The 17,318-nt window shown below is 65.5% G+C and carries 11 protein-coding genes and 1 pseudogene; 5 read left to right on the forward strand and 7 right to left on the reverse strand.

The window, feature by feature from the left end:
• Positions 1-22: 22 nt before the first annotated feature.
• The 6 genes from A5777_RS15120 to A5777_RS15145 form a co-directional block, all read right to left on the reverse strand.
• Positions 23-2,872 carry a molybdopterin-dependent oxidoreductase gene (locus A5777_RS15120; RefSeq protein WP_064863273.1) on the reverse strand — a complete coding sequence of 950 codons (2,850 nt, stop codon included), beginning with the start codon at positions 2,870-2,872 and terminating at the stop codon, positions 23-25.
• Positions 2,869-3,714 (reverse strand): FAD binding domain-containing protein, encoded by an 846-nt coding sequence (locus tag A5777_RS15125; RefSeq protein WP_005205839.1) that lies wholly within the window; start codon positions 3,712-3,714, stop codon positions 2,869-2,871. Before A5777_RS15125 ends, A5777_RS15120 begins: the two co-directional genes overlap by 4 nt.
• Positions 3,715-3,742: 28 nt before the next feature.
• Positions 3,743-5,122 (reverse strand): 8-oxoguanine deaminase, encoded by a 1,380-nt coding sequence (locus A5777_RS15130; protein WP_005205838.1) that lies wholly within the window; start codon positions 5,120-5,122, stop codon positions 3,743-3,745.
• A 99-nt stretch (positions 5,123-5,221) separates the two neighbouring features.
• Positions 5,222-5,713, reverse strand: a complete 492-nt coding sequence (locus tag A5777_RS15135; RefSeq protein WP_005205837.1) for a hypothetical protein — start codon at positions 5,711-5,713, stop codon at positions 5,222-5,224.
• Positions 5,714-5,806: 93 nt separating this feature from the next.
• Positions 5,807-6,412: a L,D-transpeptidase gene (locus A5777_RS15140; protein WP_005205836.1), complete on the reverse strand. Its 606-nt coding sequence runs from the start codon at positions 6,410-6,412 to the stop codon at positions 5,807-5,809.
• Positions 6,413-6,497: 85 nt separating this feature from the next.
• Positions 6,498-7,952 (reverse strand): short-chain fatty acyl-CoA regulator family protein, encoded by a 1,455-nt coding sequence (locus tag A5777_RS15145; RefSeq protein WP_005205835.1) that lies wholly within the window; start codon positions 7,950-7,952, stop codon positions 6,498-6,500.
• Positions 7,953-8,070: 118 nt separating this feature from the next.
• Between A5777_RS15145 and prpD the strand changes: the two genes are divergently transcribed.
• The 4 genes and pseudogenes from prpD to A5777_RS15165 all read left to right on the forward strand — a co-directional run bounded on the left by prpD (position 8,071) and on the right by A5777_RS15165 (position 15,160).
• The gene (prpD, locus tag A5777_RS15150) at positions 8,071-9,582 is read left to right on the forward strand and encodes a 2-methylcitrate dehydratase PrpD (RefSeq protein ID WP_064863274.1); all 1,512 of its coding nucleotides are present in this window, start codon (positions 8,071-8,073) and stop codon (positions 9,580-9,582) included.
• Positions 9,582-10,527, forward strand: a pseudogene (prpB, locus tag A5777_RS15155) (methylisocitrate lyase). Before prpD ends, prpB begins: the two are co-directional and overlap by 1 nt.
• The gene (locus A5777_RS15160; protein WP_005205831.1) at positions 10,524-11,654 is read left to right on the forward strand and encodes a bifunctional 2-methylcitrate synthase/citrate synthase; all 1,131 of its coding nucleotides are present in this window, start codon (positions 10,524-10,526) and stop codon (positions 11,652-11,654) included. Before prpB ends, A5777_RS15160 begins: the two are co-directional and overlap by 4 nt.
• A 116-nt stretch (positions 11,655-11,770) precedes the next feature.
• Entirely contained in the window at positions 11,771-15,160 is a 3,390-nt protein-coding gene (locus A5777_RS15165) for a pyruvate carboxylase (RefSeq protein WP_064863275.1), read from the forward strand.
• 28 nt (positions 15,161-15,188) lie between these two features.
• On the opposite strand, the gene A5777_RS15170 is transcribed toward A5777_RS15165, so the two are convergent.
• Positions 15,189-15,779: a helix-turn-helix domain-containing protein gene (locus A5777_RS15170; protein ID WP_156529391.1), complete on the reverse strand. Its 591-nt coding sequence runs from the start codon at positions 15,777-15,779 to the stop codon at positions 15,189-15,191.
• 245 nt (positions 15,780-16,024) lie between these two features.
• Here A5777_RS15170 and A5777_RS15175 point away from each other — a divergent pair.
• On the forward strand, positions 16,025-17,318 hold a 1,294-nt coding region (locus A5777_RS15175), incomplete at its 3' end, for an APC family permease (protein WP_064863277.1).

Genomic DNA, 17,318 nt, shown 5'->3' on the forward strand with positions numbered 1-17,318 from the left:
GCCGCGTCTGGGATGCCGATCGTCACTGGAGCAGGCGCCACACCCGATCGCGCGACATCGGCAGCTTGTACGGGCGCTCGCCGATCGCCCGCCTGATGGCGTTGGCAAGAGCGGGGGCCACCGGGTTGTAGGGCGACTCGCTCATCGACTTCGCGCCATACGGACCGAGTTCGTCGGCGGTGTCGGCGAAGTAGACCTCGGTCTCGGGGACATCCGCCATCTGGGGCACCCGGTAGGTGCGGAACACGGGAGTCAGTGCTACACCCTTCCCGTCGAGCATGATCTCCTCGTACAGCGACGATCCGATCGCCTGCGCCACACCGCCTTCGACCTGACCGCGACACTGCTGCGGGTTCATCACCGTGCCGGCGTCGGCCGACTGGACGGACTGCAGGATGCGCACGCAACCGGTCGCGATGTCGACGGCGACCCGAAATGCGTGCACGTTGAACGCAATTGAGCGCAGTGCGCCACTCTCGGAACCGGTGGCCACGACGCGGTCGCCCACGCGGTGCGACGGATCGACGTTGGAGATGAGCTCGTCGAAGCCGACGAGTCGTTCACCGACGAGTGCGCCGTCGGGGACCAACCGGATGGCGTCGGGTGCCGTTGCGGTGATCGACGACGCCGCGTCGAGCAGGACTGTACGCAGCGCGAGTGCTGCGCCGTAGGTCGCCTTGCCGGCGACTGTGATGCCTGCCGACGCGAAGGCCCCGGTGTCGTAGATCGCTGCGTCGGTGTCGCCGTGCGCCAACACGATTCGTGACGGATCGGTTCCCAATGCCTCGGTGACGATCTGGGTGAGCACCGTCGTCGTGCCGTTGCCGAACTCGGCCGTGCCCACACCGACGTGGTAGCTCCCGTCGCCGTCGACTCCGACGGTGACGGTCGAGAAGTGGCCGCGCGGTGCCATGGTGGCGATCGCGGCGATGGCCATGCCCTCGCCGATGCGCCACGAATCACCTTCTGGCGCAGCGACATCGTTGCCGCGGCGTAGCGCTGTCTGGGCGAGGTCGAGGCACTGGTCGAGTCCGTAGCTCCCGTAGATCAGGTCGTCCTCGGGTTCGGGGTGTGCGATGAGAAGCGGATCGCCGTCGCGGACCGCGTTGATTCGACGCAGCTCGAAAGGGTCGATGTCGAGGGCAATCGCGAGTTCGTCCATGGCGGATTCGACGGCGAGGATCACCTGCCCGAGGCCGTAGCCGCGGAAGGCACCCGACGGCGGGTTGTTGGTGTAGACGACCTCGGCGTCGATCCGCTTGACCGGGCAGTTGTACACCGAGACCGACTCGGCACACGCGTGGAACATGACACCCATGGAGTGATTGCCGTATGCGCCGGCGTCGGAGAGAACGTCGACCTTCATCGCACGCAGTCGGCCGTCGGCGTCGGCGCCGAGATCGACTGCGACACGGAAGGGATGACGATAGGTGGTGCGGGTCATCTCGTCGGTCCGCGACATCTCGTACGCAACGGGCATTCCGGTGCGTAGCACCGCGATCGCCACCAGGTCTTCGGTGAGTAGCTCCTGCTTGCCGCCGAATCCGCCGCCGACGCGGGCGCTGAACACGCGGATGCGATCTGCGGGAAGGTCGAGCAAAAGCGCGAGTTCGTCGCGTACCAGGAACGGCACCTGCGTGCTGGTGCGGATCACGAGTCGGCCGTCGTCGTCGAGCCAGCCGATGGAGCCGTGGGTCTCCAACTGTGCGTGGGAAACTCGTGCAGTCTGCCAGGTTCCGCCTACGGTGACGGCAGAGTCCGCGAGCGTGGCGTCGACGTCGCCACCGAATCCCTCGTGGAACGAGGAGATGACGTTGCGCTCTGCCTCGAACACGCGGTCCTCGGGGGTGCGTTCGGGGTGGACCAGTGGGGCGCCGGGACGTCGTGCTTCCTCGGGATCGAAGACGCCGGGCAGGAGCTCGTACTCGACGTCGATCAGGCGGCACGCTTCCTCGGCGATTCCGGCGGTGTCGGCGACCACTGCCGCCACCCGCTGCCCGACGAACCGCACCACGGAGTCGAGGAGGAGTGTGTCGTCCGGATCGTCGGCACGCGACTCGTGCCTCGCGGTGGAAAACCTTCGCGTACTGACGTTCTCGTGGGTGAGGACGAGCGCGACGCCGGGAAGAGCCTGCGCCGCGGACGTGTCGATCGAGACGATCCGGGCGTGCGGGTGTGGCGAGGTGAGCACTCGCAGGTAGCGGGTTCCGGGGACTGCGACGTCGAAGGTGTACGGCTCGGTTCCGGTGACAACCCGGCGGCCCGCGGGCGGCGTGAGCGACGCGCCGATCGCGGGGGAGGTGGTCTCGACACGACGCTCGTTCCTCGCGTCTGCTCGACCAGCGGGGGACGCGTTGCTCGTGTCTGCTCGACCAGCGGTGGAGTCTGCTCGACCAGCGGGTTGGCTGGCGGGGGGATCGGCGGGCTGTGCGGCGTCGACGCCCTGCCGGATCGCCTGGCGGATCGCGCGATATCCCGTGCAGCGGCAGAGGTTTCCCTTCATCTTCCGCTGTAGTTCGTCGGTGTCGTGGGCGGTGTCGGCGTCGAGCGTTGACGCCGTGACGATCATTCCGGCCGTGCAGAAGCCGCACTGGAAGCCGAAGTTGTCGACGAAGGCCTGCTGCATGGGATGGAGGTCGTCGGGTGTACCGAGGCCCGAGACCGTTGTGACCGAACGACCTTCGATCCGCTGGGCCGGAAAGATGCACGAGTGCACCGGCGTGTCGTCGACCAACACCGAGCACGCGCCGCAGTCGCCCGCGTCGCAACCCTTCTTGACCTCGAAGTGGGCTTGGTCGCGCAGAAATGTGCGCAGGCACTGTCCCGCAGCGGGACTCGCGTCAACCGGCTCGCCGTTGATCTCGAACTTCACGGTGCAGCAGCCCCTTCCGTGTCCCGTTGTGGTTCGTCCCGTCCCAGTTCGTCACGGATCTGTTCGGCCAGGACCGCGCTGACCCCGCGCCGCCAATCGGCGGCGCCGAGCGGGTCGGTGTAGTAGCCGTCGGCCGACCAGATGTCGGAGCGCAGACGCTCGGCGTCGGGTAATCCGTTGTAGCGCAGCACGGTAGGCCATAGCGTTGCCGCGGTGATCCCGACGACGACGGTGTCATCCTCGTCGCGGCGCCCGGTGACCACCACGCCGGAGCGTCCCAACTCTGCCAAGGCGATCTTCCTGAATCCGGTTCTGCCGCGCAGTGCGTATCCGGGGATGTCGATGGCGCGCAACACCTCTCCCTCGCCCAGGGTGTTGGTTCCGTTGCCGGTGACGAAGTCGGCGACGTCGAGGCTGTAATCGGTGCCGTCCGGCCGCCAGATCAGTGCGCGACCGTCCAGTCCCGCCGCGAGCGACACCATCGATGCGGCCGCGAACGAACGGCAAATGTTTCCGCCGACGGTGGCGACGTTCCAGATCTTGAAGGACGCCAGAAGTGCTGTCGCGCACTGGAAGAGCAGCGGATGTGCCCGCCAACCGTGTTCGGCGGGCAGCTCGGCGAGTTGCGCGATGGTGGCAGTGGCCGCGATCCGCAGCCCGCCGTCGGGCAGTTCCTCGAAGGGCTCCCAGCCGATTCGGCTGATGTCGACCACCCCGCTCGACGTCACCTGCGGTTCGGAGAAGAACCACGTGCCGCCCGCGACGATGCGCTCGCCCGCCGCCAAGGTGAGGTCGTCGCGGCTGTAGGCATAGCGGTAGGTCGAGACCGTGTGCAGGTCCATCACAGTCCCCTGCGTGCCATAGGAGGTGTCATGTGAGGGCCCCGCGTGCTTTGTCGAGTAGTCGACGATGCTCGCGTGCGCAGTCGGCCGCGACGGTCGTCGTGTCGACGGTGAGCAACTCGGCGTCGGCGACGATCTGTGTGCCGTTGACCCACGACGCCTTGATCGGCGGGATGGCGCCGAGAACCAGTGCTGCCACCGGGTCGTCGATGTCGGCGTGCGCGAGCGTGGTGAGGTCCCAGAGGACGAGGTCGGCGAGCTTCCCGACCTCGATGGAGCCGATCTCGTTGGCGCGGCCCAGTACTCGAGCACCACCGATGGTGGCGAGCTCGATGGCCGTCCGGGTCGTGAGCGCGGTTGGGCCTCCCCGGGTGCGGGCCATCAGCACGGCCTGGTGTGCCTCCTCGAGGAGACGGGCCGATTCGTTCGACGCCGCGCCGTCGACGCCCAATCCCACGGGAACCCCTGCGTCGACGAGGTCACGAGTGCGACAGATGTGGTTGCCAAGGCGGGCATTGGAGGTGGGGCAGTGGGCGACGCCGGTCGACGTCGCTGCGAGCCGGGCGATCTCGTCGTCGGCGAACTCGATGCCGTGGGCGAACCACACGTCGTCGCCCGTCCAACCGACCGATTCCATGTATTCCAGTGGTGTGCAACCGAAATGCTCGTCGCAGTAAGTGTTCTCGTCGACCGACTCGGCGAGGTGGGTATGCAGCCGGACGCCGAGTTCTCGTGCCAGCACGGCGGATTCGCGGAGCAGGTCGGTGGTCACCGAGAACGGTGAGCACGGTGCCAGTGCGATGCGCAGCATCGAATCCGGTGCCGGATCATGCCAGCGCGCAACGGCATCGGAGCTTGCGGCGAGGATCTCGTCGATGCTCTGCACCACGGTGTCCGGCGGTAGGCCGCCGTCCTTCTCGGACAGGTCCATCGAACCGCGCGTCGGGTGGAAGCGCACGCCGACGGCCCGGGCTGCACCGATTTCGGCACCGAGCAGGTCGCCGCCCTCGCGCGGGAAGACGTAGTGGTGGTCGGTCGTCGTCGTGCAGCCAGACAACGCGAGTGTCGAGAGACCGCCAAGCGCTGCCGTGTGCACAGCTTGCTCGTCGATACCCGCCCAGATGGGGTACAGCGTCGTCAGCCATTGGAAGAGCGTGTGATCGGCGGCGAGCCCCCGAGTGATCCACTGATAGAGGTGGTGATGGGTGTTCACCAGGCCGGGCGTGAGCACGCAGCCCGAGCCGTCGATCCGGATGACGTCGTCAGGCAACGGCGCCGCTGGGGCATCCGCCTCGATGATCGCGCTGATCGTGGTGCCCTCGATCAGCACCGACGCGCGCGTCAATTCCCGACGATCCGGGTCGACGGTCACCACGGAGGCATTCTCGATGAGGGTTGCTGAGGGCACAGCGACACGCTACGACGATCGGGCCCGCCCGGCATGTCGGGGAGGGCGGTTGCCTTCAGCGACCGGCTCCCGACGTTGCCAATGGGTCGTCGGCAGACGTCAGCGAACCACGTACTCGGTGCTGCAATCGCCGTTGGTCATTGCGTTCGGGTTGATCGAACTGGTGTTGGTGGCGCCGATCACCAGTGCGATGCGGCCGGGGGCGGTGGCGATTCGTGGCACCGAGACCGTCGACGTGAGGCCACCGACGCGCGTCGGGTCGCTGAACACGCTGCCCGACTTCCCGGTTCGGAGGTTTGCCCACGTCACTGTCACCTTTTGCTGGTAGCCGGCGATCGACAGCGGCCTGGAGTCCAGGCGTACCTGGATGCCACCGCGACCCGACTGAGTGATCGATGCGGTGGCCGAGGTCGGCAGTGCGAACAGATTGGGGTTGGGATAGGTGATGGAGCAGTGTCCGACGGGCTGGGCGGGCGCAGCGGAAGCGAGTCCGCCGCCTGTGGCCAGCGGAACCGCCGCCGCGGCAGTGGCAGCTGCGATCGCTACGAACCTGCGGATGCGCGTCGACGGTGAATGCGTGATCTTCGACATGGGATCTCCCTGGTAGATGTACTCGAATCTCGCATTACAGACATCGTGACGACCGCGGGGATTGTTACGGAAGGTAAGCAGATCGGCCGACGGTCAGGCCGTGATCGTCACAGGCGTGCCGTCGCCCGCCCAGTCGTAGAGGTGCTTGATCTCGTTGCCGGGCACGTGAATACAGCCTTCGGAGCCTCGGGTCTTGTATGCCGTCGTGTCGCCGTAGGGGAACTTCTGCCAGGGCGAGTCGTGGAATCCGATGTCGCCGAAAAGGTGCAACCAGTAGTGCACGAACACCGTGTACCCGGGACCGCTCAGCGTGCGATCGACGTCATGACTTTCGATGCGCCAGGTGCCCAGCGGTGTGCCTGCGCCACGGTCGACGCTGCCGGTGGTGACAGGGACGTCGGAGATCTGTCGGCCGTCGAGACACAGCACCATGTGTTGCGACGCGAGTCCGACGACGATGGCCTTTCCGTCGGACTTCTCGGGGCAGGAGGGGCGCGGGATGATCGGGGCCGCGACCGACCGGGCGTTATCTGTCGGGGGTGCTGAGTCGGCAGTCGCTGACGAATGCAGGGTGAGCCCCACGACCGTTGCGATGGTGACCGCCAAGACGGCGATGGCAGCAAGAGCAGGCCACGCGTACCCGAGTACGAGTGACCTAGCCGTGCGAGCACGGCTGTGCTTCTTGGTAACCGATATCATTTCGCCCGACGTTACCGCAGACGGGACACGCGCCGACGCATGCGTGACGGACCGAACGACGTCGGACTGTCACTCACGAGCTCACCTACCCTGTGCGGGCCGGGCGATACGGGACGGAGTCACTGACAGTGACGTCGACGTCGATGGGCCTGCCGACCTGCGGGAACGCCCGCTGCGGGCAGGCAGGTCGCGGGCACACCTTGCATCCTGCGCCGATCGGTACGGTACGACGGTCGTCGGCGAGGTCGATGCCGGTGGAGTAGACGAGGCGGTCGGCGTGTGCGAGATCGCAACCCAATCCGATGGCGAAGGATTTGTGCTGTGTGAGGTAGCCCAACCCCTCGTCGGTGCTGCGCGCCAGCCAGAAATACGACCGGCCGTCCGGCATCTGCGAGACCTGGGTGACAACCCGCCCCGGCGAGGCGAATGCGTCGTGTACGACCCAGAGCGGGCAACTCCCTCCCGCCCGCGAAAAGTGAAATGCGGTGGCGGATTGTCGCTTGGAGATGTTCCCCGCGCGATCGGTCCGGACGAAAATGAACGGGACGCCGCGATGTCCAGGGCGCTGGAGAGTCGACAGCCGATGGCACACGGTCTCGAAGCCGACGTCGAAGCCGACGCAGAGCAGTTCGATGTCGTAGCGCGCGTCCTCCGCTGCGTCGCGAAAGTGTCTGTACGGCAACAACAATGCTCCCGCGAAGTAGTTTGCGAGTCCGATTCGGGCTACAGCCCGTGACTCAGAGCTCAGTTCGACGGCGTCGGCGATCACCGCGTCGATCACATCGCTCTGCGTGATCAACGCCAACTGGGTGGCCAGTTGGAACGCGCGTTGCCCGGAGGTGAGTCGACCCGCGAGCTGGACGACGCGCCGAGTGGGATCGAAGACGCGTTTGGGGCGGCGCGCGGCGGCGACGGGGTCGGTGTCACGGCTGATCGACACGGAGACGCCGTGTTCGCGTGACAGCAGCGTCGCCAACTGCAGGTCGAGTCCTCCGACGCGCAGGCCATGCTGATCGAACATGTCCTCGGCTGCCCGGTCGAGGACGTCGATGTAGTTCTTGCGGTCGTAGAAGAAGTCGCGGACCTCCTCGAACGGCATCGGAGTCGACGACGCTCCGCCCGCATTCGCGGCCTGTCCCCGGTAGGTGTCGAGCTCGGACTCTGCCGCGACGAGGCGCCTGTGGAGGGCGGCGATCGTGCGACCGACGTCGGGCATTCGGGAGACGAGCTCGGTGATCTGCGCGCGCGTGACGTCGCCGCCGTCTGGTGCGGTCGCAAGTGCGTCGGCCAGGTCGGCGACCAGCCGCGCGTCGGTGTCGGCCGCGAAGTAGTCGGCGTTGAGGTCGAACTCGCGGGTGAGTGCGAGAAGCACGCCGACGGTGATCGGGCGCTGATCGTTCTCGAGCTGATTCACGTAGCTGGTCGACTTGTCGATACGACGTGCGAGTGCGGCCTGGGAGAGTCCCTGCTCGTCGCGGAGCCTGCGTAGGCGAGCTCCTACGAGAAGTCTCCCGGGCGTCGCGGCAGAGGGGTGTGCCATGCACAGAGCCTAACTCCTCATGTGTTCACAACATTCGCAAAATTGAGGGCAGTCATCCGCAAAAATACGCATTCGCCAGGGCTTATGCGGAGACGAACGAGATGCGTACGGTGCGAACATGATCATTCACAACGTGCGGACCCACCGCAGTGCCTCCGACTTCGGTCAGTCCGAGCATCTCGCTCAGAAAATCGCCGAGGTTGCCGCCGACCCTGTCGAGGTGCCGATCGAGACAGCCGAGATGGTGATCAATCGGGTCATCGACAACGCGGCGGTCAGCGCCGCGTCGGTGATCCGTCGACCGGTGACGGCTGCGCGGTTACAGGCGCTCGTGCACCCGCACGGACGGGGCGGCCGCGGCGCGGCGGTGTTCGGTGTCGCAGGCACGTACTCCCCGGAGTGGGCCGCGTGGGCCAACGGGGTGGCCGTGCGTGAACTCGACTTCCACGACACCTTCCTCGCCGCCGAGTACTCGCACCCGGGCGACAACATCCCCCCGCTGGTCGCGGTGGCGCAGCACGTCGGCGCCGGGGGTGCAGACCTGATCCGAGGCATCGCCACCGCCTACGAGATCCAGATCGATCTGACGCGCGGAATGTGTTTGCACGAGCACAAGATCGACCACGTTGCGCACCTCGGTCCTTCCGTCGCCGCGGGGCTGGGAACCATGTTGCGTCTCGACGTCGAGACGATCTACCAGGCCGTTGGCCAAGCCCTGCACCTGACAACCGCGACGCGGCAATCGCGGAAGGGCCTCATCTCCAGTTGGAAGGCATACGCGCCGGCTCACGCGGGCAAGATCGCGATCGAGGCCGTCGACCGTGCGATGCGAGGTGAGGGTGCGCCCGCTCCGATCTGGGAGGGCGAGGACGGCGTGATCGCGTGGCTACTCGGTGGCCCCGAGAAGGTCTACGAGATACCGCTTCCCGGTCCGGGCGAGGCCAAGCGGGCGATCCTCGACAGCTACACCAAGGAGCACTCGGCCGAGTATCAGAGTCAGGCGCCGATCGACCTCGCGCGTCGGATGCGTGAGCGGATCACCGATCTCGCCGACATCGAATCGATCGTGCTGCACACCAGCCACCACACCCACGTCGTGATCGGTACGGGCTCCGGTGATCCCCAGAAGTTCGATCCGTCGGCCAGTCGAGAGACGCTCGACCACTCGGTGCCCTACATCTTCGCCGTCGCGCTGCAGGACGGTTTCTGGCACCACGAGGCGTCGTATGCGCCCGAACGTGCACATCGTCCCGACACCGTCGAGCTGTGGCGCAAGATCTCGACCGTCGAAGATCCAGAGTGGACCCGCCGCTACCACTCCACCGATCCGGGGGAGAAGGCGTTCGGCGCGAAAGCGGTTGTGACGCTGCGCAACGGTGAGGTCATCACAGACGAACTGGCTGTTGCGGACGCACATCCACTCGGTGCCCGCCCATTCGCTCGGGAGCAGTACGAGGCCAAGTTCTCCACCATGGCAGACGGCGTGATCGATACGGCCGAGCAGCGTCGATTCCTCGATGCGGCAGCCGATCTCGCGTCGCTCGAGGCGGGAGGCCTCGACGCACTCACTCCGAAGGTGCTGTCCGTCGTGCTCGACAAGGCGCCGACCATCGGGGCGGGGATCTTCTGATGACCTCATCGGAAAACGCTGTGGCGGGGCTGTTCTCGTCATCGGTACCTGCCACCGATAAGCGGCTTGCGCTGCGGGCGGGCTTGGCGTCGGGAAGTCTGCAGCGTTGGCCCGGCGCATTCTCGCCGCTTGTGGCCAAGCTCATCGCCGACGTCGGGTTCGAGGGCGTGTACATTTCCGGCGCTGTGCTCTCGGCCGATATCGGACTCCCCGACGTCGGGCTCACGACGCTGAGTGAGGTCGCCGCTCGCGGCGGGCAGATCGCCCACGCAACCAACCTCCCGTCACTTGTCGACGCCGACACCGGATTCGGTGAACCCATGAGCGCGGCGCGGACCGTTGCCACCCTCGAAGACGCGGGGTTGTCCGGCTGCCACTTCGAGGATCAGGTCAATCCCAAGCGGTGTGGTCATCTCGACGGCAAGGACGTCGTTCCCGTCGGCGAGATGCTCGCAAGGCTTGCGGCAGCGGTCACGGCACGACGCGACGACAACTTCGTGATCTGCGCGGACGGACGCGCGTGCCGTCGAGGGTCTCGACGCCGCGATCGATCGCGCCAAGGCGTATGCCGATGCCGGCGCCGACCTCATCTTCACGGAGGCATTGCGTGACGCCTCGGAGTTCGAGAGATTCCGTGCGGCCGTTGACGTTCCGCTCCTTGCCAACATGACGGAGTTCGGCAAATCCGACCTGCTCACTGCGAAACAACTGGGGGACGTCGGCTACAACGCGGTCATCTATCCGGTGACGACGCTACGCATCGCGATGGGTGCCGTTGAGTCAGGACTTCGGGAGATCGCCTCTACCGGAACACAATCGGGACTCCTCGACGGCATGCAGCATCGGAGCAGGCTCTACGAGTTGCTGCGCTACGCGGACTACAACGACTTCGATTCCGAACTGTTCAACTTCACCCTGAATTCCACGCCGGAGGTACATCCATGAGCGCGCCGCCAGTTGGCCAACCTGCTATTCACAAGGGTCTTCTCGGGGTCGTCGTCGACACCACTGCGATCTCGAAGGTTGTGCCCGAAACGAATTCGCTGACCTACCGGGGCTATCCCGTACAGGATCTCGCCGCGCACTGCAGTTTCGAGCAGGTCGCGTACCTCCTGTGGCATGGCGAGTTGCCCACCGACGCCCAACTCGCCGCGTTCACGCAGCGAGAGCGGGCGAGTCGTCGACTCGATCGGTCGACACAGGCCGTCCTCGCCCGTATTCCGGAGAACTGCCACCCGATGGACGTCGTTCGCACGGTCATCAGCTACCTCGGCACCGAGGACCCGGACGAGGACAACGCGGCGCCCACCGCGAACTACGACAAGGCGCTGCGGATGTTCTCGATCCTGCCGACCATCGTCGCGGCGGACATGCGTCGACGACGCGGACTCGACCCGATACCCCCGCACCACGGACTCGGCTACGCGGAGAACTTTCTGGCCATGTGTTTCGGGAAGGTTCCCGATCCGGTGGTCGTCTCGGCGTTCGAGAAGTCGATGGTGCTCTACGCCGAGCACAGTTTCAACGCATCGACCTTCGCGGCCCGTGTCGTGACCTCGACTCAGTCGGACATCTACAGCGCGGTGACGGCGGCGATCGGAGCGCTGAAGGGATCGCTGCACGGCGGCGCCAACGAAGCGGTCATGTACGACATGATCGAAATCGACCGCCCGGAACTGGCGAACGCCTGGCTCGAGCTCAAGCTGGAGAACAAGGACAAGGTGATGGGGTTCGGCCACCGCGTCTACAAGAACGGCGATTCGCGGGTGCCGACGATGCGTGCGGCTCTGGTCGAGGTCTCCGAACAGCTCGGCGAGGACCGGTGGCTGCGCATCTACACCGAACTCGAGCGGCTGATGGACGAGCGCACGGGCATCAAACCGAATCTCGACTTCCCGACCGGCCCCGCGTATCACCTGATGGGCTTCGACATCGGATCGTTCACGCCGATTTTCGTGATGAGCCGCATCACGGGGTGGACTGCGCACATCATGGAACAGGCAGCGTCGAACTCGCTGATCCGTCCGTTGAGTAGCTACACAGGACCCGCGCAGCGCGCTCTCACACTTTGAGACAAAAGTGAGGTATCACCCTCACTTACGGATAAGGTCGACGACGACGGCGGTGCCTGTCCCGATGGTGCCTGCCCGGGCAACGTGTATTCGACGAACGAAAGTTGTGTCCCGAGATGTTTGAGAAAGTCCTGGTCGCAAATCGCGGTGAGATCGCGATCCGAGCGTTTCGCGCTGCATACGAACTCGGTGCGGGCACCGTCGCGGTCTTCCCGTATGAGGATCGCAATTCACTGCACCGCTTGAAGGCCGACGAGTCGTACCAGATCGGCGTACCGGGGCATCCGGTCCGCGCGTACCTTTCCGTCGACGAGATCATCGGTGCCGCACTGCATTCGGGTGCAGATGCGGTTTATCCCGGCTACGGCTTCCTGTCGGAGAACGCAGGCTTGGCCGCGGCGTGTGCCGAGCACGGCATCACGTTCGTCGGACCGCCCGCGCATGTACTCGAGCTGACCGGCAACAAGGCCGAGGCCATCGCCGCAGCGAAGGCTGCCGGGTTGCCGGTGTTGGCGTCGTCGGAGCCGTCGGCCGACGTCGACGAGTTGGTTGCGGCATCTGCCGACATGCAGTTCCCGGTCTTCGTCAAGGCGGTGGCCGGCGGCGGGGGTCGCGGTATGCGCCGCGTCGCGAAGCGTGAGGATCTCGCCGAAGCCATTTCGGCGGCATCCCGCGAAGCCGACACCGCATTCGGCGACCCGACGGTGTTTCTCGAGCAGGCCGTGATCAATCCGCGCCACATCGAAGTGCAGATCCTGGCCGACACGCAGGGCAATGTCATCCATCTCTTCGAGCGCGACTGCAGCGTGCAGCGTCGGCACCAGAAGGTCGTCGAGTTGGCTCCGGCGCCAAACCTCGATCCGCAACTACGGGAGCGGATCTGCGCCGACGCCGTTGCGTTCGCCAAGCAGATCGGCTATTCGTGCGCCGGGACCGTCGAATTCCTGGTCGATGAACAGGGTCGGCACGTCTTCATCGAAATGAATCCGCGCATTCAGGTGGAGCACACGGTGACCGAGGAGATCACCGACGTCGACCTTGTCGGTGCGCAGTTGCGGGTGGCGTCGGGGCAGTCCCTCGACGACTTGGGGTTGAGTCAGGACTCGATCGCCATCCGCGGTGCCGCGTTGCAGTGCCGGATCACCACCGAGGACCCGTCGGACGGTTTCCGGCCCGACGTCGGGCGTATCACCGCCTACCGCACCCCCGGTGGTGCAGGCATCCGACTCGACGGCGGTGCGGTTCTCGGCGGAGAGATCAGCGGCCACTTCGACTCGATGCTGGTCAAACTGACCTGCCGCGGTCGCGACTTCGACACTGCGGTGCGACGTGCACGACGTGCCTTGGCGGAGTTCCGCATTCGCGGTGTGGCCACCAACATTCCATTCCTGCAGGCGGTGCTCGACGACCCAGACTTCGCCGCGGGACACGTGACGACCTCGTTCATCGAAGACCGCCCGTGGCTGTTGAATTCGCGTGGATCTGCCGACCGCGGTACGCGCATTCTCTCGTATCTCGCGGACGTGACGGTCAACAAGCCGCACGGGGAACGCCCGAGCACGGTGTATCCGCGTGACAAGCTTCCCGCGCTCGACCGCGCGCAATTACTCGCGCCGCCCGATGGCTCGCGGCAGCGACTGTTGACTTTAGGGCCCAACGGTTTTGCGCGCGACCTTCGCGAGCGCGCTGCGGTCGGTGTCACCGACACGACCTTCCGCGACGCCCATCAGTCGCTGCTCGCGACGCGCGTCCGGACGAGCGGAATGCTGGCGGTCGCCCCGTATGTCGCGGCGACCACCCCGCAGCTGCTGTCCGTCGAGTGTTGGGGTGGTGCCACCTACGACGTCGCGCTGCGGTTCCTGAAGGAAGATCCGTGGGATCGGTTGGCGCAGTTGCGCGAAGAGATTCCCAACATCTGCCTGCAGATGCTGCTGCGCGGTGCCAACACCGTCGGCTACACGCCCTACCCGCAGAAGGTGACGACCGCGTTCGTCGCCGAGGCGACGGACGTGGGCATCGACATCTTCCGAATCTTCGACGCGCTCAACAACATCGAGCAGATGCGACCCGCCATCGACGCGGTACTCGAGACCGACCGTGCGGTCGCCGAGGTCGCGATGAGCTACACGGGCGATCTCGCGAACCCCGACGAGAAGCTCTACACGCTGGACTACTACCTGCGCCTCGCGGATCAGATCGTCGACGCCGGTGCGCATGTCCTCGCGATCAAGGACATGGCGGGTCTGCTGCGTGCACCCGCGGCCGACAAGTTGGTCCGCGCGTTGCGTCGCGAGTTCGACCTACCGATCCACGTCCACACCCACGACACCCCTGGCGGGCAGTTGGCGACGTACCTGGCGGCCGTAAACGCCGGCGCCGACGCCGTCGACGGCGCGTCGGCACCTCTGGCGGGCACGACGAGTCAGCCGCCCCTGTCGGCAATCGTCGCGGCGTTCGCGCACACCGAGCGCGATACGGGGCTAGACCTCAAGGCGGTCTGCGATCTCGAGCCGTACTGGGAAGCGGTGCGAAAGGTGTACGCTCCCTTCGAATCCGGTGTTCCCGCACCGACCGGGCGCGTCTACTCGCACGAGATCCCGGGCGGACAGCTGTCGAATCTGCGTCAGCAGGCCATCGCGTTGGGGCTCGGCAACCGCTTCGAGGCCGTCGAAGAGGCCTACGCTGCCGCCGATGCGATGCTGGGGCGTCTGATCAAGGTGACTCCGTCGTCGAAGGTTGTCGGCGACCTTGCTCTTGCCCTCGTCGGGCAAGGCATCGCGCCCGCTGATTTTGCTGCGAACCCCGGCGCCTACGACATCCCCGACTCCGTGATCGGCTTCCTCCGTGGCGAATTGGGCGAGCCCGCGGGCGGATGGCCGGAGCCCTTGCGCACCCGTGCGCTCGCCGGTCGCACGGCCCCGCGCCCCGTCGAAGAACTCAGTGCAGCCGACGACACCGCACTCGACACGGCGGGCAGGCCGCGACAGGAAACCCTCAACAGGCTGTTGTTCCCTGGTCCGACAAGGGAATTCGAGGAGCATCAGGAAACCTACGGTGACACGTCGAGGCTCTCGGCCAATCAGTTCTTCTACGGACTGCGCTATGGCGACGAGCATCGTGTGGAGCTCGAGCCCGGCGTCGAACTCCTGATTGGGCTCGAGGCGATCAGCGAACCCGACGAGAAGGGCATGCGCACGGTGATGTGTGTGCTCAACGGTCAGTTGCGGCCGGTCGCCGTGCGAGATCGGTCCGTCGACTCCAAGGTCGCCGCCGCCGAGCGCGCCGATCGGGCTAATCCGAATCACGTGGGCGCACCCTTCGCGGGCGTCGTGTCGCTCTCGGTGAATGTCGGCGACGAGATCGCAGCGGGCGCGGCGATCGGCACGATCGAGGCCATGAAGATGGAGGCGACCATCACTGCGCCGGTCGGCGGCAAGGTCGCTCGGGTCGCGGTGACGTCGGTGCAGCAGGTTTCACCCGGCGACTTGCTGATCGAAATCGGTTGAGGCCAAGCGACGGCGTTCGACGACGTTGTCAGTGGCGAATCTGGCTGAGCGTCGCCCGGTCAATCGCCGACACGAGAAGTAGTTCGGTGTCGACGTCGGCGCCGAGTCTGTGCGGGTGAGTGGCGTCGAAGTGGACGGCCGAACCGGCGGGAACGTCGTAGCTCACTGCGTCGAACTCGAACGTGAGGCGTCCGGTGACAACGTATAACCACTCTTCGCCGCGATGGGTGACTGGTGTCCGCGCCCGGCGACCTGCCGAGATGTGTACGCGGAGCGCCTCGAGTGCTCTCGATCCGGGAAATCCGCCGAAAGCGGCGATGTCGAGTTCGCCAGAAGCGCGACTCGGTGCATCGGCAGCGTAGATCGCCAGACCGCAGGGCTGCGACGTTCCGTTGACGGTTGTGTCCTCGCCGAGCAGTGCGCTCACTCTCACGTCGAGAGCGTCGGCGAGTTCGACGAGCGTGCCGATGGACGCTTGTCGATCGCCTGCTTCGAGCCGCGACAGGTGCGCTTTCGAGATCGACGACAACGACGACACCTGGTCGAGTGTGAAGCCCTTTCGCTCTCGTGCTGCTCTGATCCTGGCGCCGATCGCTTCGAGATCCACTGTGGCTGACACGTTTCGGACAGTAGTCACACCGGACGCGTCGAGCAATCCGACCGCCGGGTGGTGTCGCAGAACCGTCACGGAAGCGATTGTGAGGACTGGGTAACGACACGTTACCGATAGGTCAAGTCGGACAACCGGTGTTGCCTGTGAGGCAACTTCGACTTACGGTGAGCCGGTCCGGATGAATGCACCCATCGACGAGTGCGCCGGAATTCCATTCTCTCCGTTCCCCACGTAGCCCGCGGAGGCTTCACATGTCGATCTCTTCATCCGAACCCTCGAGTGCGACCGCCCAGGTCCGCTCGGGTGTGCTCGGTTTCCCTACTCTCGTGGCACAGTCCATCGCGTTGATCTCGCCCACAATGACAGCGGTTCTGATTGTGCCGCTGACGTTTTCGTATGCGGGTAACGGCACCTGGCTGTCGTACCTGTTCGCGACTCTCATGCTGGGTTTCGTCGTGATGAACCTGAAGGTCTTCTCCTCCCGGTCGGCATCGGCCGGTTCGATGTACGCCTATATCGGGCGCGGTCTCGGGGCCAAGAGCGGTGTCCTCGCGGGGTGGACATTGCTCTGGGCCTACGGATTCATTGCGATCGCCGGGCTCACCGGATTCTCGATATTCGTCAATCAGTTCCTCGACGCAATCGGCGTCGACCTCAGTGTGCCCGCGATCGTGTGTTTCGCGGTGAGTGCACTCCTGTGTTGGTTCGTGGCGTACAAGGACATTCGTGTGTCGTCGTTGCTGATGCTCGTGCTGGAGGGGCTGTCGATGTTCCTCATCGTCGCGCTGTGCGTCACGATGGTGGTCAGGCACGGTTCGATCGTCGACACTCCGCAGCTCAGACTCGAGGGAGTCAGTGGCCACGGGTTGATGCTCGCCGTGGTGACCTGCATCTTCAGTCTCGTCGGGTTCGAAAGCGCAACAGCGCTCGGCGGTGAGGCCAAGAATCCGCTGGTCAACATCCCCCGCGCGGTGCGCTGGAGCCTGATCATCACAGGGACCTTCTTTATCCTCGTCAGCTACGTCGAGGTGATGGGGGCGCGTGACCACGGGTTGTCGTTGGCGGATCTGAGCGCGCCGCTCGACAGTCTCGCCGACGCATATGGTGTCGGCTACCTGAAAGCGCCCATCTGCCTGGGCGCGATTCTGAGCTTCTTCTCGCTGACCTTGTCATGCGTGAATGCGGGCGCGCGCATCCTGATGCCCATGGCGCGTCACGGGATGTTCAGCGGACACATCGGGAAAGTCCACGTGCACAACAGAACTCCGCACATCGCCGTGACGGCCTACACGGCGATCATCTTCGCTGTCGTCGCCGTCCTGCTGATCTTCAACGATCCCCTGACCATCTTCGGTGACGCAGATCGCAATGTTCTTGGGCCGCAACTCGCCACGGGCACGAAGGTAGGCCGGCGCCGCGACCGACACCATGAAGTAGACCAGCAGGAACCCGAAGGCTGCCAACGTACCTGCGTCACCGAAGATGGTCAGGGGATCGTTGAAGATCAGCAGGACGGCGACGACAGCGAAGATGATCGCCGTGTAG

Origin of the sequence: Gordonia sp. 852002-10350_SCH5691597 (assembly GCF_001665715.1) — a bacterium.
Taxonomy (GTDB): domain Bacteria; phylum Actinomycetota; class Actinomycetes; order Mycobacteriales; family Mycobacteriaceae; genus Gordonia; species Gordonia sputi.